The organism is Bacillus cereus group sp. N21 (genome assembly GCF_016483395.1).
GTDB lineage: Bacteria > Bacillota > Bacilli > Bacillales > Bacillaceae_G > Bacillus_A > Bacillus_A pseudomycoides.
On sequence record NZ_JAEHBX010000022.1, the window covers coordinates 20,950 to 41,897 of the forward strand.

The following is a 20,948-nucleotide window of genomic DNA, read 5'->3' on the forward strand; positions in this document are numbered from 1 at the left end:
TTTATTAATCATTGTATGTAACCCGTTCTAACGGCGTTCAACTTCCCAGCTCGAATGAGAAGCTCAACGTCCATTAGAATCCCTCCCCTCTATCAAAGTAAGAGGGGAAGATTCCATCTATGCTTTCTCACGTAACTGATTATTAATCATCATTAAATCGTATGTTAAACAAATTGGTTTACAGTTTACAGGACATGGAACAATTTGTGCTTCTATTTCAAACACATTGCGAAGCGTTTCACTTGTCATTACTTCATCTGGTGTCCCTTGCTTCATTAACTTACCAGCTTTCAAAGCAACCATATGATCTGAAAAACGAGAAGCATGGTTTAAATCATGAATAACCATGACAATTGTGCGGCCTTCTTCTTGATTTAATTTTTTTAATAAATTTAATACTTCCAGTTGGTGAGCCATATCTAAGTATGTTGTTGGTTCGTCTAGTACGAGTAAATCCGTACCTTGCGCAAGAGCCATTGCAATCCAAACGCGTTGACGTTGACCACCCGATAAGGCTTCTGCTGGACGATTCGCAAATTCTGTCATCCCTGTTACCTCAAGTGCCCAGTGGATGTAGCGATAATCTTCTTCCTTCAACGTGCCAAACCCTTTTTGATGAGGGAAACGGCCATAAGAAACAAGTTCAAACACAGTAAGACCAGTTGGCACTTCTGCAGTTTGTGGCAAAATCGCCATTTTCTTTGCGATTTCTTTTGTTGGCTGTTTCTCAATTGCTTTTCCATCTAGGTAAACAGTACCTCGTTTTGCTTTCAAAATACGAGAAGCTGTTTTTAACAATGTGGATTTTCCGCATCCATTCGGCCCAATAATTGTTGTAATTTTCCCTTCTGGAATTTCAACTGACAATCCATCAATAATTAATCCTTCATTATAACCAACAGATACCGAATCAACCGCTAAAGTTGCCATACAAAATGCCTCCCTTTATTTTGTTCTCATAAGTAAATAAATGAAATACGGTGCACCAATTACAGAAATAACAAGACCGACCGGTATTTCTGATGTCGTTAACACACTTCGTGAAATTAAATCTGCAAATAACAGCAAGAGCGTTCCAATTAATGCCGCTGTAGGCAACATAATTTGATGCTTTCCGCCAACGAGTCGCCTTGCTAAATGCGGTGCCATTAAACCAATAAAACCAATTCCACCAGCAACCGCAACAGATGCTCCCGCTAAACAAACAGCAATGAATAATAATTTGCGTCTTTCTTTCTCTACGTTTACACCAAGTCCAACTGCCGCTGCATCTCCTAAATTCATTACATTTAACACATGCGCTTTCCGAATCGCAATTGGTAAAAAGATGAGCATCCATGGAAGTACGCTTAATACGAATTTCCAATCTGTTCCCCATAAACTTCCCGCTAACCAAATCGTTGCAAAACGGAAATCATTCGATGTCATTTTCATTGAAAAAATTAAGCTAACAGCGCTAAACCCAGCTGCTACTGCAATACCGACAAGTATTAAACGAGTTGATGAAACGCCGTCCTTCCAAGCCAGTGCATAAATGATAACTGCTGCTAACACTGCACCAACTAATGCAAAGAATGGAAGAATGAATACAGATAGAAGTGTACCCGTCCCGACTTTTCCAAAAAAGAAATATACGAAAACAACAACTGTCAATCCCGCCCCGGCATTAATACCAATAATTCCAGGATCAGCAAGTGGATTTCGTGATAATCCTTGCATAATGGCACCGGATACCGCTAATGCTGAACCAACTAAGATGGCAATAACCATACGTGGCATACGAAATTCGAATAAAATAACGGACTGATCTTCTGCTCCTAGCCCGACCAATGACTTTAACACATCCATTGGTGGAATTTTAAACGTTCCTGTATTTAAACTAATAAGGAATACTGAAAAGATTAATCCAGCCAAAATCGTTACAATTGAAATGTTCTTTTTTGTTAAGACGCTTGTTCTCACATTTTTCCTCTCCCTTCATTACGTGCTAAGTAGAGGAAGAATGGAACGCCAATTAGTGCTGTAATCGCACCGATTGGTGTTTCAAACGGTGGATTAATAATACGAGATAACATATCCGCACATTCAATTAACAATCCGCCTAATATAGCAGAACATGGAATAACCCATCTATAATCTGAACCGACAAGAAAACGTGTCATATGGGGGATTACAAGCCCAACAAACCCAACGGATCCTGCCATAGATACGGCTGAACCTGTTAAAACAAGAACAAGTACAGTTCCGATAAATTTAATTAATGTTGTATTTTGTCCAAGTCCAATCGCAATTTCTTCACCGAAACTTAAGATTGTAATGTACCTGGACATCATAATCGCAATAACGAGACAAATAAGTCCAATCGGCAATAACATATCAATGCTTTGCCACTTCACACCAGCAACACCGCCTGCATTCCACATACTCACCTCTTGAGCAAGATTGAAATACAAAGCGATTCCAGATGAAATAGCCCCAAGTAAAGCACTAATTGCCGCTCCAGCTAACGCTAACTTAACAGGTGTTAATCCTCCTGGTGAAGAAGCTCCAATGCCGTATACAATACTTGCACCAAATGCTGCTCCAACAAAAGAAGCGATAACAAACATTAAATACGGTGAATTTGGAAAAAACGCATACATAATTGCAATTCCAAACACAGCCCCATCAGTAATCCCCATTAATGATGGAGATGCGAGCGGGTTTCGCGTCATTCCTTGCATAATGGCACCGGATACCGCTAAAAACGCACCAGCAACAACACCGCCAATTGCTCTAGGCATGCGCAGCTCCCAAATCACATTATGATGCGTCAAAGAACCATCAAACTGAAAGACAGCTTGCCATACAGTCTTTAAACTAATATCCGCTGCACCAAATGAAATTGAAGTTGCCATACTTAAAGCTAATAAAATCGTTCCCGCTATTAAAATAATAGAAGCAATAAGCGATCTGCTCTTAATCTCTTTCACATTTACTTCTTGTTGTTCTATACTCCTCGCACTAGCTTCCATCCCTCAACCATCCTAACCAACAACATATATTTAACAAAATGAGATTCATTCTCAAGAAACAGCAAAAAGAAAATTGGGTGTATCCACCCTTTTTGATAATGATTATCAGAATCATATTTTCTATTCTACCTACCATTACAAAAGGCTGTCAACCATTATTTTGCAATATAAAACTAATGTAGTTCATACGAAACCGATATCATAATAGGAAGTTTATCCACTAGTAAATGATCCAATAACAGTTCTCTACCTTTCCTTATTTAAAAATAATTTTTCTTTTTTAGAACGTAAAAAAAGAAGAGTAGATTGTTCACTCTTCTTTTTCTTATTTATTTAGTTTTGCTTCAATTTTTTTAATCAGTTCATCTTCATTTGGCGCTGCAACTGGACGATTATTAACAAAAGCGAACGATTTTTTACGTCCCGGTCCACAATATGATTGACATCCAACTTCGATATTTGCACATGAATCTACCTTTTTGAGTCGTGGTATCAGCGTCTTAATATTCGTTGCCTGACAATCATCACACACACGAAATTCATTTCCCATTCTATATAACACTTCCTCTATTTTCAACTTTTCACAAGTACATTTAAAAATAAACACTAAATGGTATTTTACCGCTCTTTGAAGGTTGATGCAAGTTTTCCTCTGTACGATTCATTTCTAATATTTTCTCGTTATCCCTCTCTTTATAAGCACAATTCATCCACATATATAAGTACAAATTAAAAAAACGATATAAAAACCTTTCTTTTTAGGTAGGAGAGAGCATCCGGCCATGCATAGGCGCGGTCTCCTGCCCCATGCCAAGTAAAAACAAAGAGAGAAAACGAGTGCATCTTCATAACCGCGACTTTTATGTTGGAAAATCAAAATGGATTTGTATAGAAATTCTTCTTTATCAAAATCTACCATATTTTTAAAAGCTTTGTATAAAAGCAATTTCTTTTGTCCATTATAAAAATAGGAAGTTTATAAAAAGAAAGGGAGTTGAATCTATGAAAGTAAGACAAGATGCTTGGACAGACGAAGATGATTTATTACTCGCTGAAACCGTACTACGTCATGTTCGAGAAGGAAGTACACAATTAAATGCATTTGAAGAAGTTGGCGATCAGTTAAATCGCACATCAGCTGCTTGTGGTTTTCGTTGGAATGCTGTCGTTCGTTATAGCTATGAACAAGCGCTGCAACTAGCAAAAAGACATCGAAAAGATAAAATGAGAGCTGCTAGTGGTGAACATGCGAAAAAACGCCTGCTTTATACGCCATCAGCTTCAGCAGTAATTACAGTCGATGAAGAGCCAGTCGTAAATAACACCGTTCCACGTTCGGAACCAGCTGTATCTAGTACCTCTATAACAATGCAAGATGTAATTTACTTTTTACAAACGGTAGGGTCTTCAAGCGTAAAAGTAACAGCTCTTGAAAATGAGAATGTGAGATTGAAACAAGAAATTAAGGCGCAAATGCTTCGAAATGAAGAATTAGAGAAGAAACTAGAAAAGCTAGAACAACAATCTAATACAGTACAAGAAGACTACGAAACGCTCATGAATATTATGAACCGTGCTCGTAAATTAGCATTAATGGATGATGAAGAGCAAACGCAAACCTCATTTCGCATGGATCGAAACGGTAATTTAGAAAAAATTGCAGAATAAAAAGGATGCGATGAACGCATCCTTTTTATTTTGATTCAATCATATAAGCTTCTTCTATATAAGTACAAATTGAAAAACCGACATAAAACCTAATCTTTAGGTGAGAGAGAGCAAGTGCAGGTCACCTTTTGTTCTTCGAGGCAGCGACTTATATGTTGAAAGATCAAAATGAATTTATATATTTTAGACTCTCTCTTTATATCTGGGAAATCTCTTTTTTCGGATTTCCTTTACATGCTACTACCCCAATTGTTTTTACTGACTGACTAATTGTTTGATATGCTACATCGCTTACGATTGCGTACATACCTGCATATTTACGCAATCGCCAATAATTACATTACCTTCATATTTCATTTTCTTTCCGTCAACCACTACATCATTTTGCTCCATGTTTGCTATAATAAAGATTGTCATTTTATAGATAAGGGGTTAGTTATATGAGCAATTCCCGTTCGATTTTATCTCAACCAGAGTGGCGTATCGTGGATCAGTCTAGTTTAGGCCAGACTTTTCATGCTCTACAGTCATTTGCAATGGATGATACGCTATGTACAACAATCGGAAATGGTACATCTGCTTCAGCAATGCGCTCTTGGGTTCATCACAATACAATTGTTCTTGGCATTCAAGATTCTCGCCTTCCTCATTTAAATGAGGGGATTTCCTTTTTAAAAAAGAACGACTTCCATGTCATTGTCCGCAATTCAGGTGGTCTTGCAGTCGTACTTGATGAAGGGGTTTTAAATATATCACTTCTATTCCAAGAAACAGAAAAAGGAATTGATATCGATCTTGGATACGATACGATGTGGCATTTAATTAAGGAAATGTTAAAAGATTACGATGTCGATATCGAGGCAAAAGAAATCGTTGGCTCTTATTGTCCAGGTAGCTATGATTTAAGTATTCGTGATCAAAAATTCGCAGGCATTTCACAGCGCCGCATTCGCGGAGGGATTGCCGTACAAATTTATTTATGTGCTACAGGCAGTGGCTCCGAACGCGCGGCACTTGTTCGTGATTTCTACAACTTAGCAATTCAAGGAAAAGAAACAAGATTCACGTATCCTGAAATTGTTCCAAGTACAATGGCCTCATTGTCTGAACTACTTGGTGAAACGATTACCGTTCAAGACTTAATGATGCGCCTGTTAAAAACATTACTGCATTTCGCACCCAAATTAACACCATCACAATTAACAGTTGATGAAGTTCCTTTGTACGAAATGAATTTACAACGTATCATCGATCGCAATAATAAAGCACTTGATCTCGAAAAGTAATAAAAGCCCCGCTATATAGCGGGGCTTTTTAATTATAGTGCTTGAGCTGCTGTAATTAAAGCTAGCTTGTACACTTCTTCTTCGTTACAACCGCGAGATAAATCGTTTACTGGCATGTTTAAGCCTTGTAAGATTGGTCCCACTGCTTCAAAGTTACCTAGGCGTTGTGCAATTTTGTAACCGATATTACCAGCTTCTAAGCTTGGGAATACAAATACGTTAGCATCACCTTTAATAACAGAACCTGGTGCTTTTTTCTCAGCTACAGATGGTACGAATGCAGCGTCAAATTGGAACTCACCGTCTAATGTTAATTCAGGAGCCATTTCTTTCGCAATGCGAGTTGCTTCTACAACTTTTTCTGTTTCTGGAGATTTCGCAGAACCTTTTGTAGAGAAGCTTAACATTGCAACACGTGGATCGATGCCGAATAACTCAGCAGTTTTCGCACTTTCAATACCAATTTCAGCTAAATCTTGGCTGTTTGGTGCAATATTGATTGCGCAATCAGCGAATACATATTTCTCATCTTCACGTACCATGATGAATACGCCTGAAGTTTTTGTAACACCTGGTTTTGTTTTAATGATTTGAAGTGCTGGACGAACTGTGTCAGCTGTAGAATGAGCTGCACCACTTACTAAACCGTGTGCTTTACCCATGTATACAAGCATTGTACCAAAGTAGTTTTCGTCTTTAAGGATTTTACGTGCATCTTCTTCTGTCGCTTTCCCTTTACGGCGTTCAACGAAAGATGCTACCATTGCATCCATTTCTTCATATGTAGCTGGATCATAAATATCAACACCTGCTAATGTTAAGTTCATGCTAGCAGCTTTTGCACTAATTTCCTCTTTATTCCCAACTAAGATTGGCTTTACTAACTCTTCTTTTGCTAAACGCTTTGCAGCGCCTAAAATTCTTTCATCAGTTCCTTCAGGAAGTACGATAGAAATACCTTTTCCTTGAACTTTTTCTTTTACTGCTGTAAATAAATCGCTCACGAATAAACCCTCCTACAAATGTTAAAAAAACTCTACTTTTAAGAATACTTCTTTTCATCTATATTTTAAACTTATAGCTCTTAAAAAATAGGCAAAATAAAAATGATTATATTTTCATAAAATTCAGCATGGTTAATTTGTTATAAAACATTGATGAAAAACCTTTCTTTTTAGATGGGAGAGAGCATCCGGCTATGCATAGAAGCAGTCAGGAAATTTTCCCACCCCATGCCAAGTGAAAACAAAATGGATTTATACATATTCTCTTCCTAGCATTTTTAAAATGTGACAATTTTATGCACCCAAGCTTTACACAGGTGACTTTAAACCTATATATGCTATAGTTAACGTGTAAAATATCATTAACTGAGGTGAATAGAATGAGTGAAGCAGCAAAAACGTTAGATGGTTGGTATTGTTTACATGATTTACGTTCTATCGACTGGGCAGCTTGGAAAACATTATCTAGTGACGAACGCGGACAAGCAATGTTTGAATTTTTAAACGTCATCGAAAAATGGAACAAGGTCGCATCCTCAAAACAAGGTAGTCATGCAATGTATACAGTCGTTGGTCAAAAGGCGGATATTATGTTTATGATTTTACGTCCAACAATGGAAGAATTAAATGAAATTGAAACAGAATTAAATAAAACAACATTAGCTGAATATATGGTTCCTGCATACTCTTACGTATCTGTTGTTGAGTTAAGTAACTACCTTCCAGCTGATGAAGATCCATACCAAAACCCTCAAATCCTAGCACGCTTATACCCTGAATTACCAGAAGCAAATCATATTTGTTTCTATCCAATGGACAAGCGTCGTCAAGGCGATGATAACTGGTACATGCTTCCAATGGAAGAACGCAAAAAACTTATGTACAGCCATGGTAAAATTGGTCGTCAATATGCAGGTAAGGTACGTCAAGTTATTACAGGTTCTGTCGGCTTTGACGATTACGAGTGGGGTGTAACGCTATTCGCTGACGACATCCTTCAATTTAAAAAGCTTGTATATGAAATGCGCTTTGATGAAGTAAGTGCTCGCTATGGTGAATTCGGAACATTCTTTATTGGTAACATCTTACCACGCGAAAAAGTAGCAAAATTTTTATACGTATAGTACAAAAAAGGAACGAAATTCGTTCCTTTTTCTTAATATCCTATCAAAACTCTTCAAAATCCTCTTTTTTCGTCAAATTCAAACAATATTAGACAAGAAATCGTCAAATCCCCTGTTAAATTACAACTTTCTTATATTCAAAATCATGCTAAAATGGTACGAGCTATATGCTAATAACGATGCGAAGGTGATAATGTATATGAGGAAAATTTTATCTATTTTACTAGTGTTTCTATTGTCATTTTCTTCCTTAGGAGTAACAACCTCCCATGCAGAAGAAAAAATACATATAGAAGCGGCTGCTGCCATTCTTTTTGATGCAGATACAGGAAAAATACTGCATGAGCAAAATCCAGATGAATTACTAGCTATTGCTAGCATGTCAAAACTTATTGTTGTTTACTCCGTTTTGGAAGCAATTAAAGAAGGAAAAATAACATGGGATACAAAAGTAAACATCTCTGATTACGCTTATGAAATTTCCCGTAATAATGAATTCTCTAACGTTCCTTTCGAAAAAGGCCGACAATATACAGTTAAAGAATTATATCATTCTATTGTTATCTTCTCTGCAAATGGATCCAGCATTGCGCTTGCTGAACTTCTTGCGGGAAATGAAAAAAACTTCTTAAACCTTGCAAATGAACACGCAAAAAAACTAGGGTTAAAGAAATATAAATTTGTAAATGCTACCGGATTAAATAATGCTGATTTAAAAGGAAAACATCCGGAAGGAACAGATCCGAATGGCGAAAACTCTTTATCAGCTCGCGATATGGGTATTCTATCAAAAACAATTATTACAAAGTATCCAGAAATATTAGAGGATACAAAACAAAGATTTAGAAGCTTTCCAGATAACCATCCAAAACCAATTCGCATGGAAAACTGGAACTGGATGTTACCAGGTGCTGCTTTTGCTTATGAAGGAACAGATGGTTTAAAAACGGGAAGTTCAGATACAGCTGGGTATGGATTTACAATTTCTGCAAAACGCGGTGATCTACGTCTCATCTCCGTTATTATTAAAACAAAATCAATGGATGAACGTTTCACAGAATCACGCAAATTAATTGATTACGGATTTAATAACTTTGAAAAGCAGAAATTAAAAATAGATAAAAACAATATAATTTCTGTTGTAAAAGGAAAAGAAGATACTGTAACTGTGACACCTGAAAAAGAGATAACGGTGATCACAAAAAAAGGAAGTAAACCATCTTATAAAGTTTCTACTGAGGCAGATAAATCACTTGCCGAAGATGAGAAATTAGTTGCGCCAATCAAAAAAGATGCTAAAGTAGGTTCACTTGTTTTAGAATCAACTGATCAATACGGTTTCTTAGACGGAAGTAAGAAGATGAAAATCGCTGCAAAAACAACAGAAGAAGTAGAAAAGGCAAATTGGTTCGTATTAACAATACGATCAATCGGTGATTTCTTCTCAAATATGTGGTCAAAAATATTCTAATTCATAAAAAAGCTAGCACATTTGCTAGCTTTTTCATTATCTTTCTCCCTCTAACGCTAAAATTCCCCTCCCTAAAACTTTGTTTGGTTGTCATATCTGAGTCCTTTTCCTCATACGTATGAACTAGTAATTGCTCCACAATTCATCTAGAAATAAACCTCTTTCTCTAGTGCAATCCATAAAGAGAGGTGAAACATAATGGGCGTTATCAACTATACAGAAGAAGACGTAAAATTATTAGCTAGGCTGATGCGTGCAGAAGCTGAAGGTGAAGGTCAACAAGGCATGTTGATGGTTGGAAATGTCGGTGTAAATCGCGTTCGAGGAAATTGCTTAGATTTTAAACAAATACGGAATTTACGCCAAATGGTTTATCAAAATCCAGGTGGTTTTGAAGCAACGCAGAAAGGATACTTTTATCAACGAGCCCGTGAACAGGACATTGCCCTTGCAAGGCGTACAATTGAAGGGCAACGTTTTTGGCCTGCCAATTTTGCCTTATGGTTTTTTAGGCCCGAAGGTGCTTGTCCACCAACTTGGTATAATCAACAAAATTCAGGCCGTTTTAAAAAACACTGCTTCTTTCAACCATCCGCCGGGGATTGTCCAGCAGTATATTAAGGAATGAAAACGAGGAGGGACTTGTAATGGCACAGCAACAAAATCCATACTATGGAACAGGTTTTTATCAACCTTCAGGGGGATATATGCAACCACAACAACAAATGACGCCGCAGCAGCAACAAGCTATGCAACAGCAAGCTATGCAGCAACAAACTGCTCAAGCACAACTTGCAGTATCTCAAGGTATGCTCCCACTAGAGCAATCATATATTGAAAACATCCTTCGCTTAAACAAAGGAAAACCAGCAACTATTGTTATGACATATGAGCGTGGCAGTTCACTTGGCACACAATCCTATACAGGTATTATTGAAGCAGCTGGACGTGATCACATCGTCATCAGCGAACCAAAATCCGGAAAAAGATTCTTACTACTTATGATTTACTTAGATTATGTAGAATTCCCTGGAGAAATCACGTATTTACCTAGCCAACCAGCAACCTATGCTCCAAGACCATAAAAAAAGCTGGCATTTGCCAGCTTTTGTTTTTGTCTTTATAATCCTTTTACAACTGCAGTTCCTAGTAAAATCCAGCCTACAATAAACGCTACACCACCAAGTGGTGTAATCGGTCCGAAAAACTTAATCCCCGTCGTACTTAATGCATATAGACTTCCAGAGAACATAATAATTCCCGCTACCATAAACCAGCCTGCTGTGCTTACAAGAGAAGATTGAATCTTATCCATTAATAACGCAACAACAAATAATCCTCCAGCATGAAACATTTGATATGTAACACCTGTTTTCCAAACTTCTAACATTTTTGCAGAAACCTTATTTTCTAAACCGTGTGCACCAAAAGCACCTAACGCGACAGATAACCCGGCTGTAATACAGCCCAATAAGAAGAAAATTTTCATTGGAATTCCCCTTTTTTATCTTTATAATAAGAAATTTTTACATATTAGCCAACCAATTTAGCTTTTAGAAATCAAATAACGAATTACCATTTGCACCATCTTCTTTTATATAGACAGGTTCTCCAGAAACCGCCGCAATCGGTTGAACCGTCATCGTCGGATGTGGTGTTATAACTTGTGATTGTAGCCTTGGCTCTACATATGCAGAAGTTTCAACCTGTTCATCTAATAATAAATCACATAAAGCACGAACCACTAAAAGATGTTCTTTTGCCTTTCGTCCTTCACTATTTTTTGCTTTCGCAACTTCATTTGCCATTTTATTCAAAATTTTATCGCTCGATATTTGCATTCCTAATCACCTCGTACTTTGTAGTTCTTTCTCAAATTGCCCCAGCTTCTCTACTGGACCAAATACTATTATCATATCATGTTCTTGTAATTTTTCCTGCCCTGTTGGATTATGAATAATATTTCCATCTCGTAAAATCGCTAAAATTGTAACATCAAATTGATTTCTCACATTGCTTTCTATCAATGTTTTTCCAATTAAAAAAGACCTTTCGCCAATTTGAACTTCCTCTATTGCAAAAGCCTGATCTGTTCCATAAAGTACCGTATCAATATAATGAACCGTTAACGGATTTGCGATTCCTTTTGCAATATGAATTCCAGCCATACTGGATGGATTAATAACTTTATTGGCACCAGCACGGCGTAATTTCCCTTCCGTTTCTGGCTTTTCAGCTCTAGCCACAATTTTAATTGTCCTATTTAATCCTCGCGCTGTTAATGTAATAAATACATTTTCAGCATCATTCGCAACAATTGCTACTAAGCCAGCAGCCCTTGTAATCCCCGCCTTACGTAACACCTGATCTTCCGTGGCGTCACCATGTACATATAAAAGCTTCTCTTTCTCTAGTACTGCTTCTTCTTTATCAACAACAACAAATGGAATATTCTTTTCCTGTAATTCGTGTACAACTTGAAGTCCTACTCTACCACAACCACATACAATAATATGATCTTGTATTTGCGCTATTTGTTTGTCCATTTTCTTCCTCCGCACTGCATGAAATAAATTCCCCTCAATAATCATTGCTGCTACTACCCCGATTGCATATGTAACAATTCCTACACCAACAGGAATAATAAGAAGCGCAAAAATCTTCCCAGCTTGTGTTAATGGAACTGCATCTCCATACCCAACCGTTAATACTGTAATCATTGTCATCCAAAAGGCTTGAAACAAACTAATCTCTTCTATCATCATAAATCCGATTGTTCCAAGAACTACAACAAAACACATACATATAACTGCAATCCATAATTGCCTGCGTGCATTCATCTCATTCTTCAACTCTTTTCTCTACTACAATCTTTGCCAGAGGAAATGAAATACGTATATACTAGAAGCGGAATCTATGAAAGAGGTTGATATAATGAAAACATTTCTTTCTGCCTTGCAATGGGCATTATTTATTTTGGCCGGTAGCCTCATTGTACCAATTAGTGTTGCTGCTAGTTATGGCCTTGAAGGTGCTGAAGCAATTGCATTTGTACAACGAACGTTATTTGTTCTTGGCTTTGCTGGCCTTCTGCAAGCTATATTTGGTCATAGGCTACCGATTCAAGAAGGGCCAGCTGGTCTTTGGTGGGGAATCTTCTCACTATACGCGAGTTTAGGTGTCGTATTATTTGGATCAAATAATGAAACACTCCGCGTCTTACAATACGCATTTCTGTTAAGCGGCATCATCTGTATTATCCTTAGTATTTTTGGACTTATTGATAAACTTGTCCGTTATTTTACACCAACAGTAATTGGAACATATTTATTCCTTCTCGTTGCCCAGCTCAGCGGTTCTTTTCTAAAAGGAATGTTCGGCCTTGATGGACAACATACTGAAGTACAAGCAAACGTCTTTATTCTTTCACTCATTGTTATTTTACTATCTTTTTTTATTATGAAGCTACCTATTATTGGACAATACTCTGTTCTGTTCAGCATTGTCTTTGGATGGATCCTATTTGCATGCTTCGGATTATCTAATCCGGTTACACCGGTAACAGATATCATCCGTCTACCGTCTCTATTCGTGTTTGGATTGCCTCGTATCGAATGGAACATGGCAATTACCGTTGTCTTTGTCACACTGTTGCTCTTAACGAACATGTTGGCAAGCATCCGTGTTGTGCAAAAGGTTGTTTCTAAATATGAAGAAGGTGCAGTTCAAAATCGATTCAAACATGCCGGAATTATAACGGGCATAAATCAGCTTTTAGGTGGTCTTTTCTCAGCAATTGGACCAGTAGCTATTTCAGGTTCAGCTGGATTTATTGCAACAACAAATATTTATAAACGCCTTCCTTTCCTATTAGGGTCAAGTTTTATTATTATAATTAGTATATTTCCAAAGATTACATCATTCTTCGCCGCTATTCCTGTCGCCGTTGGATATGCTGCTATTTATCCTGTATTTGCAAGTATGATTGGTCTTGCCTTCCGTGAATATGACACCGTAGAAAATAAAGAGCGTTTATTCCGCGTCGCTGGTCTGTCTCTTTTCACAGGAATCGGGGTTATGTTTGTCCCGCCGCAGGCATTTTCGACCCTGCCACCATTTTTAGCATCATTTTTAAGCAATGGCCTTGTACTTGGTTCTGTCATGGCTATTTTGCTTGAAGTTTTATTTTCCCGTTCAAAGGAAAAACAACCATCGTAAATTGGAAAACTTCCATTATTGCACTCTACTTCCAGAGTTGTTACGATAGAATTATCATGGGCAATATGCCCATGATAATATATACTAACAATACAGTAATCAGGCTCACTATATAAAATGAAACTTCCATCACCAATCAGGTTTTTGGTTTTTCACATATACATTACTGCTTTAAAAACAAAAGATGACCTGCACTCATTTTCTCCCTTTTTTTAACTTGGCGTGGTGGCAGGAAAAGGATCTGACCGCTTCTATGCATGGGCGGATGCTCTCTTCCATCTAAAAAGGAAGGGTTTCTATCTTTTTTCAATTTATGTACCTTTAAAGAGGTTCGATGTCTTACTATTTAATCCTCATCGTTTTGCTAGAACGAATTTCTAACAATATCAACTTTCAACAAAGAAAGGAACTTTCTATATGTCTTATAAAATGATTGTTTTAGATTTAGATGATACTTTACTACGTGATGACCATACGATTTCAGAACGTACAAAACAGGCCTTAATGACTGCTCAAGAACAAGGTGTAAAAGTTGTGCTTGCTTCTGGCCGCCCAACATTTGGTATGCGTCATATTGCAAAGGAGCTTCGTCTAGAAGAATATGGAAGCTTCATCTTATCGTTTAATGGTGCAAAAATTATTAATTGTAAAACGGATGAAGAATTATTCAGCAGTACACTATCTCCTGAAATCGTTCACAATCTATATGAAATTAGTAAAGAAGAAGATGTTTGGATTCATACGTATATGGGCGATGATATTATAACGGAAGAAAATAATCCATATACAGAAATTGAAGGAACTCTTACAGGCATGTCAATTATTGAAGTAGACAGCTTTATCACTGCTGTACAAGAACCTGTTGTAAAAGTATTAATGAATAAAGAAGCTGAACGCCTTGTAGAAGTAGAGAAAAAACTTCAAAAACAACTAGAAGGCAAACTAAGTGTAATGCGTTCAAAACCATACTTCTTAGAGTTCACAGAAGCTGGTGTAACAAAAGGAACAAGCTTAAATCAATTGATTCAAAAACTTGGTATTAAGCGTGAGGAAGTAATCGCAATGGGCGATAGCTACAACGATCAAACAATGATCGAGTTCGCTGGCCTTGGTGTTGCGATGGGCAATGCTCCAGATGACATTAAAGAAATTGCAAACTACGTAACAGACACGAATATGAATGATGGCGTTGCTAAAGTTGTAGAGAAATTTGTGCTAAAAACCGAAGTTCTTGTTTAATATATAAATTTTTCAACATACAAGTTACTGCTTTGAAAACAAAAGGTGACCTGCACTCATTTTCCCCCTTTTTTTAACTTGGGGCATGGGGCTAAAAAAGGACCTAACCGCTTCTATGCATGGACGGATGCTCTCTCCCATCTAAAAGGAAAGGTTTTTTGCACTTATATAGATGCATTCACAAAACCCATTTGAAGTCAAATACTTCAAATGGGTTTTTATTTAAATGTACGTAGCTTTGTGAAGATATTTTGAACTTTACAACATTCTCGTAGTGTAAACTTTGTTTTTGTATATAATGAAACAAAACATACTATTTTATTTGGAATAAGAATACAAATTTACTATATACAAGCGCATGTTCAAGGAGGCACTTTTATGTTATCTACACCAATCGGAAGATTAAGAGCAATTGGATTAGTCGAAGGGATTTCCTTTCTACTACTATTATTTGTAGCGATGCCGTTAAAATACTTTGCGGGGTTTGCAACAGCAGTTAAAATTACAGGTATGGCTCATGGCGTTCTATTTATATTATTCATCTTTGCCGTGATTCAAGTAACAATCGTACATCGTAAGTCTATCTTATGGGCTTTAGGTGCGTTGATTGCTTCCGTTATCCCATTTGGTACATTTGTACTAGATGCAAAATTAAAAAATGAACCGCAGTGATTAAAAAAGGTAGCTAACAGAATGACTGTTAGCTACCTTTTTTATAGATTTGGAATTTGCCAATCAATTTTTTTCTCATCCATACTAGATAAGAGGTCATTTACTTTTGAAAACGGCTTGCTGCCAAAGAAACCTCGTCTTGCTGATAAAGGACTTGGATGTACAGATTCAATAATATGATGATTCGAGTTTGTAATCAGTTTTTTCTTTGCTTGTGCATGGCGCCCCCACAATATGAAAATTAAAGGTTTTTCACGTTCATTTAACAGTTCAATAACACGATCTGTGAAATGCTCCCATCCTTTTCCCTTATGAGAATTTGCTTCTCCTTGTCTCACAGTTAACACCGCATTAAGTAATAATACGCCTTGCTCTGCCCATTTCACTAAATAACCGTTATTCGGAATTTCACAACCAAGATCTGCATGCAATTCTTTGTACATATTTTGCAGTGATGGTGGTGTTTTCACACCAGGTTGCACAGAAAAACTTAACCCATGCGCTTGATCTGGTCCATGATATGGATCTTGTCCTAAAATAACAACCTTTGTATCCTTATAACTTGTATAATGTAGTGCATTAAAAATATCATTGGCTTTCGGATATATGACATGGGTACTATATTCTTCTTTTAAAAACTGTCTTAGTTTTTGATAATATGGTTTCTCGAATTCTGGTGCAAGTAACGGCTCCCAATCATTCTTTAAAATATGTTCCATCTCTTCACTTCCTATTCATTTAATTGACCATGTCTTGCTTCGTAAATACGACAAATGAAATGATAAGAGAAACTACAGCCCAAGCTGTTAAATTCATCAATGAAAAGCTCATCGATAGACCTTGCAATGCCGGTAACTTCCCTGATAAATAATCTGTGAGCAATAAATTTACGCTAAAAATATATTTTGCCCCTTCCCAAGACGTTGCGAAGGAACTTAAGATACCACCTGCAATTAACGCTGCTAGCATGACTCCCATACCAGCTGGTGTATTACGAATTAACACAGAAACCATAAAGGATATGGTTCCCACAACAATCGCAACAAACCAAGCTAATCCATATGCCATTAAAATATATTGCCACTGCGGAATGAGGTGGACAAAATTTGTATTCAATGTTTCTTTATCAATTCCAAAACCCGTCAGTACCGGTAAATTCCACCCGGCATATCCGAAAACAACGCCCGATAATACATAGGAGAAAATCCCCACCAAGAGCAATATAAGTGAGATAAATAACAACATCGTCACATATTTACTGAGAAGAATTTTAAAGCGTCGAATCGGCCGCGTTAGAAGCATTTTCATCGTTCCATCACTTCGTTCTCCCGATACAATGTCAATTGCAACAATCATTACAAGTAGCGGAATAAACAATGTAATTCCTTGTTCAATGAATGCTCGTACAAACGTTGGTGCTCCTGGTGCTGTTGGATTAATATCATGATCTAAATAATATTGTTGCTGCTCCACTCGTACTTTCAGCCAATCCCGCCATTCTTCTGGCAACCTAGAATTATTTAAACGATTTTGCGAATCAACAATTTGCTGCTGAAGTGCTACCTTCCAATCGCTCGTACCAAGGCGTTTTTGCGTTGTCTGCACTTCACGATACTGTGCATAAACAAACAAAGGAATTAAGATTGCCAATATGAGCATGACGACAACAATACGTTTCTTTCGATAGATTTTTTCTGATTCATTTAAAACAAGATTCGCAAATTCACGCATGTTTCTCACTCCCTGTGAGTTCAATAAATAAATCTTCTAGTGTAAATACAAGCTCCTTCACGCTATGTACATCTATTCCGTTTTCTACAAAGCGTTTATTCCAAGCACTAATTGTATTAATATCCATTCGGCACAATAAACGTTCATCATCTATGCTAATTTCCCTAACTTCTTTTGAAGTTTTTAAAAGTTCTAATGCTCGGGAAATCGGTGTAACAATCCATTCAACACGATCGCTCGCAGTTTTAATCAACTCTTCAATAGGTGCAACTGTAATCATTTTTCCCTTATGAATAATAGCGACACGATCACATATCATTTGTACTTCACTTAGTAAGTGACTCGAAATAAAGACACTCATGTTTTCTTCTTTCACAAGCTTATGTATAAACTCCCTCATCTCTCTTATACCAGCTGGATCTAGGCCATTTGTTGGTTCATCTAGTATAAGGAGTTTCGGGTTTCCAAGAAGAGCCTGCGCGATTCCAAGGCGTTGTTTCATACCCAGAGAATACGTTTTCACTTTATCGTGAATACGTTCATCTAAATGAACCATTTTCGCAATTTCTAAAATACGTTCATCTGATATACCGCCAAGCATACGTGCAAATTGCTTTAAATTTTCCCACCCTGTTAAATATGTATAGAGCTCTGGATTTTCCACGATGCTACCAATTTGCCGCATCGCTTCTCGAAAGTTCTCTTTAATATTATAACCACCAATAGAAATCGTACCTTCAGTCGCTTTAATAAGACCAACTAGCATCCGAATTGTTGTTGTTTTCCCTGCCCCATTTGGTCCTAAAAATCCAAACACTTCTCCTTGGTTCACATCAAATGAAATGTTTTCAACAAGCGTCTTTTTCCCAATGACCTTTTTCACATTTCGTACTGAAAGTACCGTCGTCATTTCGCCCCTCCTTCATTTAGCTTCAGCTTACTTACAACGCCTTGTAATAAGCGATCCGCCATATATGAGTAGCCAATTTCATTCGGATGAAAATGATCTGAGTATAATAATTCTTTCCCTCGGTTTTGAAACAGATCAAACGTTGGCGTTATATATACATTTTTATTATCTATTGCTAACTTCTCTAAAGATGCATTCCAATCTACAACAATGGATGAAGAACCTTTTAAATCTTCAACATCCTCAAAAGGATTGTATAAACCGAGCCAGAAAATCGGGCTATCTGGATTTAGCTTTCGAATTTCTGTTAAAATTTGTTTTGCCTGATTTTGAAATGTTTCTGTATTAGGGCGATATGTTTCTAGATCTATCTTTCCAAGTGATTCCCATCCTGGAAATAAGTCATTTCCTCCAATTGTTAAAATGATAAGATCCGCTTGCTTAATTGAGTACTGTGCACCACTACTTGCTATTTGTTTCAACAAATCCGGCATTTTCGCACCACTAACAGCTAAATTCGTTAACGCTACCTTTTGTTTGTAATCCTTCTGCAAACTTTCTTTCACTCGTCCCACATAGCCAATTCCTTCTTTATCTCCAACGCCACGCGTTAAAGAATCGCCTAAACTGACAACTTGTAATGTTCCAGGGTGCTGTTTCCCCTTTACTTGTTTTTGTGCTGTCTTCATAGTTAAATTTGAAGCTTTCGGATTTAATACATCATTAATCCCCGAAATAAAACCATATGCAAATAAACAAAAAGATGCAATTGTAATGAGTAAAATTCCTTTTACTAATTTGGATCTCATGTCAAAACCCCTTTTAGCCTCATAGATTGTCCCTAATTATACCAAACGCCTTTTCGAAAAGCGATTTTCATACTTTATGCATTATGTAGTTTCACGAAGGGTCAACTGTGGTAAAAGTTCAATGTTCTTCACATCTATTTTTTCATCCTCTATCTTCTCATATAATATTTCAAATGCTTTCGCACCAACTACTTTACTAGAATGAGCAATTGTTGTAATTCCTAACACATCAGCCACCTCTTGGTCATCGCATCCAATAATTGCAAGATCTTCAGGAATACGAATTCCTTGTTTTTTTGCTTCCGTTACCATACCTGCTGCGATTGGATTACAAGAAACGAGAAATGCTGTTGGTTTCACAGACATGTTAATCCACGCTCTTATCACTTCACGACCATCCGCTACTGTAAAATGCTCTGTAAACTTCCATTCTTCTCGAGATTCTATAGAAATCTCCTGAAGCGCTTCCTCATAAGCTTGTTTTCGTTTTTGACTATTTACGCTATGACTTCTGCCAATACAATATCCAATGTGAGCGTGTCCGTTTTCTATTACGTATTTCATCCCCTGCGAAAACACCTTATAGTGATCAATATGTACGCTAGAAATACACTTAGATTCTATTTCTTCACATGTTACAATCGGACCAAACTTTGTATATTCTTCTATTGTTTTGCAGCCATTCATTCTCGAGCATATAATTACACCATCAAGCTTCTTCATTTTTAACATATGCAAAATTTCAAGTTCTTTTTCGGCACTATAGTTCGTCTGACAGAGCATCATATTATAATTTTTTTTGGCCGTTTCTTTAGAAATCCCCTCAATAATTGCACTGTAATATTGATCATTTACATGCGGCAAAATAACACCTATCACATTCGTCTTTCCTCTTACTAAATGAATCGCATTCACATTTTGGGTGTAATTTAGCTCTTCAATGATTGCTAAAATTTCCTGCCTCTTTTTATCACTTACATACGGATGATTATTTAATACACGTGAAACCGTTGACACTGATACACCGGCAATTTCCGCAATCTTTTTTATATTTGTCATCTTATTTCCTCCCCTTCCCATCATTTAAATAAACCTCATCAAAAAATTCTTTCTTGACCTGGTAAGCTTTCCACAATATATCTTTTTCTAGCAAATACATTCAGAAAGGATTTGAAACATATGATACGTCTAAAACTAGACTATATATTTTTTATTAGCGGACTACTCATCCTATCTCTTGGAATTAACATGATGACAACTATTACTTCCTTTGGCCTTAGTCCTTATGATTCGTTTTTTATTGCGCTATATCAAAACTTTGGAGTAAGTATTGGCTTTTGGATTTTTATGATTAACTTCGCCTTTACACTTATTGTGCTATTTTTGAATAAGAAGCATATTACAATCGGAACAATTGTTACTATGGTTCTTATTTCTGTTTTTGTTGATTGGATTGGTTCTATTACTATCATTATGGATTCAATCCGCTCTCTTCCAAAATATATAACACTTGTGTGCGGAAATCTATTTGTTGGCGCTGGAATTGGAATTTATGTCTCCACACAATTATGTGCAGCACCACAAGAGGCCTTTGTCTTAACAATGTCTGAAAAGAAAAAATGGACGTTTCGCAGAACAGAAATTTCATTAGCTTTGCTATTTTTAACACTCAGTTTCTTATTAGATGGGCCTATTTACTTCGGAACAATTATCCTTTCCTTTACAACAGGCTGGATCATTCAAGCATTTATTCAGATTGGTACAAAAATCCTCCACATGAAAAAAGCCTATTGAGCGAATAA

Annotated in this window: 23 protein-coding genes and 1 pseudogene; 10 read left to right on the forward strand and 14 right to left on the reverse strand. The window is 36.9% G+C overall.

The features are described 5' to 3' along the window. Positions 1-117: 117 nt before the first annotated feature. From JDS96_RS14335 to JDS96_RS14350, 4 genes are all read right to left on the reverse strand, one after another. A complete protein-coding gene (locus JDS96_RS14335; protein ID WP_199667210.1) occupies positions 118-930 on the reverse strand; it encodes an ABC transporter ATP-binding protein in 813 nt (270 codons plus the stop codon). 15 nt (positions 931-945) lie between these two features. After that, positions 946-1,962, reverse strand: a complete 1,017-nt coding sequence (locus JDS96_RS14340) for a FecCD family ABC transporter permease (RefSeq protein WP_018764889.1) — start codon at positions 1,960-1,962, stop codon at positions 946-948. Beyond that, the gene (locus JDS96_RS14345; RefSeq protein ID WP_199667211.1) at positions 1,959-3,014 is read right to left on the reverse strand and encodes a FecCD family ABC transporter permease; all 1,056 of its coding nucleotides are present in this window, start codon (positions 3,012-3,014) and stop codon (positions 1,959-1,961) included. Before JDS96_RS14345 ends, JDS96_RS14340 begins: the two co-directional genes overlap by 4 nt. Positions 3,015-3,339: 325 nt before the next feature. Further along, positions 3,340-3,564 carry a YuzB family protein gene (locus JDS96_RS14350; RefSeq protein WP_003202417.1) on the reverse strand — a complete coding sequence of 75 codons (225 nt, stop codon included), beginning with the start codon at positions 3,562-3,564 and terminating at the stop codon, positions 3,340-3,342. Positions 3,565-4,016: 452 nt separating this feature from the next. Here JDS96_RS14350 and JDS96_RS14355 point away from each other — a divergent pair, with 452 nt between their 5' ends. Continuing rightward, on the forward strand, positions 4,017-4,682 hold the full coding sequence (locus JDS96_RS14355; RefSeq protein WP_006096703.1) for an RsfA family transcriptional regulator: 666 nt from the start codon (positions 4,017-4,019) through the stop codon (positions 4,680-4,682). A gap of 179 nt (positions 4,683-4,861) precedes the next feature. On the opposite strand, the pseudogene JDS96_RS33045 reads toward JDS96_RS14355, so the two are convergent. Next, positions 4,862-5,081 (reverse strand): annotated as a pseudogene (locus JDS96_RS33045) (lipoprotein BA_5634 family protein); the annotation flags it as partial. 41 nt (positions 5,082-5,122) lie between these two features. Between JDS96_RS33045 and lipL the strand changes: the two are divergent. Then, on the forward strand, positions 5,123-5,968 hold the full coding sequence (lipL, locus tag JDS96_RS14365; RefSeq protein WP_199667212.1) for an octanoyl-[GcvH]:protein N-octanoyltransferase: 846 nt from the start codon (positions 5,123-5,125) through the stop codon (positions 5,966-5,968). Between the two features lie 32 nt (positions 5,969-6,000). On the opposite strand, the gene pta is transcribed toward lipL, so the two are convergent. Continuing rightward, entirely contained in the window at positions 6,001-6,972 is a 972-nt protein-coding gene (gene pta, locus JDS96_RS14370) for a phosphate acetyltransferase (RefSeq protein WP_199667213.1), read from the reverse strand. 380 nt (positions 6,973-7,352) lie between these two features. Between pta and hemQ the strand changes: the two genes are divergently transcribed. From hemQ to gerQ, 4 genes are all read left to right on the forward strand, one after another. Beyond that, positions 7,353-8,096 carry a hydrogen peroxide-dependent heme synthase gene (gene hemQ / locus JDS96_RS14375; protein ID WP_199667214.1) on the forward strand — a complete coding sequence of 248 codons (744 nt, stop codon included), beginning with the start codon at positions 7,353-7,355 and terminating at the stop codon, positions 8,094-8,096. Positions 8,097-8,289: 193 nt separating this feature from the next. Beyond that, positions 8,290-9,567, forward strand: coding sequence for a serine hydrolase (locus JDS96_RS14380; RefSeq protein ID WP_199667215.1), 1,278 nt, complete (start codon positions 8,290-8,292; stop codon positions 9,565-9,567). A 198-nt stretch (positions 9,568-9,765) separates the two neighbouring features. Further along, entirely contained in the window at positions 9,766-10,188 is a 423-nt protein-coding gene (locus JDS96_RS14385; protein WP_003202402.1) for a cell wall hydrolase, read from the forward strand. Between the two features lie 26 nt (positions 10,189-10,214). Continuing rightward, complete coding sequence (gerQ, locus tag JDS96_RS14390) at positions 10,215-10,652, forward strand: spore coat protein GerQ (RefSeq protein ID WP_003202400.1); 438 nt, start codon at positions 10,215-10,217, stop codon at positions 10,650-10,652. A 35-nt stretch (positions 10,653-10,687) separates the two neighbouring features. On the opposite strand, the gene JDS96_RS14395 is transcribed toward gerQ, so the two are convergent. From JDS96_RS14395 to JDS96_RS14405, 3 genes are all read right to left on the reverse strand, one after another. Further along, entirely contained in the window at positions 10,688-11,056 is a 369-nt protein-coding gene (locus tag JDS96_RS14395) for a DUF423 domain-containing protein (protein WP_003202398.1), read from the reverse strand. 64 nt (positions 11,057-11,120) lie between these two features. After that, positions 11,121-11,408, reverse strand: a complete 288-nt coding sequence (locus tag JDS96_RS14400) for a YwdI family protein (RefSeq protein WP_018764884.1) — start codon at positions 11,406-11,408, stop codon at positions 11,121-11,123. Positions 11,409-11,414: 6 nt separating this feature from the next. Next, a complete protein-coding gene (locus JDS96_RS14405) occupies positions 11,415-12,407 on the reverse strand; it encodes a potassium channel family protein (RefSeq protein ID WP_141521849.1) in 993 nt (330 codons plus the stop codon). A 94-nt stretch (positions 12,408-12,501) separates the two neighbouring features. Here JDS96_RS14405 and JDS96_RS14410 point away from each other — a divergent pair, with 94 nt between their 5' ends. The 3 genes from JDS96_RS14410 (at position 12,502) to JDS96_RS14420 (ending at position 15,696) form a co-directional block, all read left to right on the forward strand. Further along, complete coding sequence (locus JDS96_RS14410) at positions 12,502-13,785, forward strand: purine/pyrimidine permease (RefSeq protein ID WP_003209256.1); 1,284 nt, start codon at positions 12,502-12,504, stop codon at positions 13,783-13,785. Positions 13,786-14,202: 417 nt separating this feature from the next. After that, on the forward strand, positions 14,203-15,024 hold the full coding sequence (locus JDS96_RS14415; RefSeq protein WP_003209257.1) for a Cof-type HAD-IIB family hydrolase: 822 nt from the start codon (positions 14,203-14,205) through the stop codon (positions 15,022-15,024). A gap of 378 nt (positions 15,025-15,402) precedes the next feature. Next, the gene (locus JDS96_RS14420) at positions 15,403-15,696 is read left to right on the forward strand and encodes a DUF3817 domain-containing protein (protein ID WP_003202389.1); all 294 of its coding nucleotides are present in this window, start codon (positions 15,403-15,405) and stop codon (positions 15,694-15,696) included. A 41-nt stretch (positions 15,697-15,737) separates the two neighbouring features. Here the strand turns inward: JDS96_RS14420 and JDS96_RS14425 are convergent, their stop codons facing one another. The 5 genes from JDS96_RS14425 to JDS96_RS14445 all read right to left on the reverse strand — a co-directional run bounded on the left by JDS96_RS14425 (position 15,738) and on the right by JDS96_RS14445 (position 20,205). Then, positions 15,738-16,415, reverse strand: coding sequence for a uracil-DNA glycosylase (locus JDS96_RS14425; RefSeq protein ID WP_006096715.1), 678 nt, complete (start codon positions 16,413-16,415; stop codon positions 15,738-15,740). Positions 16,416-16,434: 19 nt separating this feature from the next. Continuing rightward, the gene (locus JDS96_RS14430; RefSeq protein ID WP_199667216.1) at positions 16,435-17,427 is read right to left on the reverse strand and encodes an ABC transporter permease; all 993 of its coding nucleotides are present in this window, start codon (positions 17,425-17,427) and stop codon (positions 16,435-16,437) included. Then, the gene (locus tag JDS96_RS14435; RefSeq protein ID WP_018782402.1) at positions 17,420-18,337 is read right to left on the reverse strand and encodes an ABC transporter ATP-binding protein; all 918 of its coding nucleotides are present in this window, start codon (positions 18,335-18,337) and stop codon (positions 17,420-17,422) included. The genes JDS96_RS14430 and JDS96_RS14435 overlap by 8 nt, the downstream gene beginning before the upstream one ends. Beyond that, positions 18,334-19,146 (reverse strand): SGNH/GDSL hydrolase family protein, encoded by an 813-nt coding sequence (locus JDS96_RS14440; RefSeq protein ID WP_003202379.1) that lies wholly within the window; start codon positions 19,144-19,146, stop codon positions 18,334-18,336. The genes JDS96_RS14435 and JDS96_RS14440 overlap by 4 nt, the downstream gene beginning before the upstream one ends. 81 nt (positions 19,147-19,227) lie before the next feature. Next, a complete protein-coding gene (locus JDS96_RS14445; protein ID WP_199667217.1) occupies positions 19,228-20,205 on the reverse strand; it encodes a LacI family DNA-binding transcriptional regulator in 978 nt (325 codons plus the stop codon). A gap of 120 nt (positions 20,206-20,325) precedes the next feature. Here JDS96_RS14445 and JDS96_RS14450 point away from each other — a divergent pair, with 120 nt between their 5' ends. Beyond that, positions 20,326-20,940 (forward strand): YczE/YyaS/YitT family protein, encoded by a 615-nt coding sequence (locus tag JDS96_RS14450; RefSeq protein WP_026008491.1) that lies wholly within the window; start codon positions 20,326-20,328, stop codon positions 20,938-20,940. The last annotated feature ends 8 nt before the right edge of the window (positions 20,941-20,948 follow it).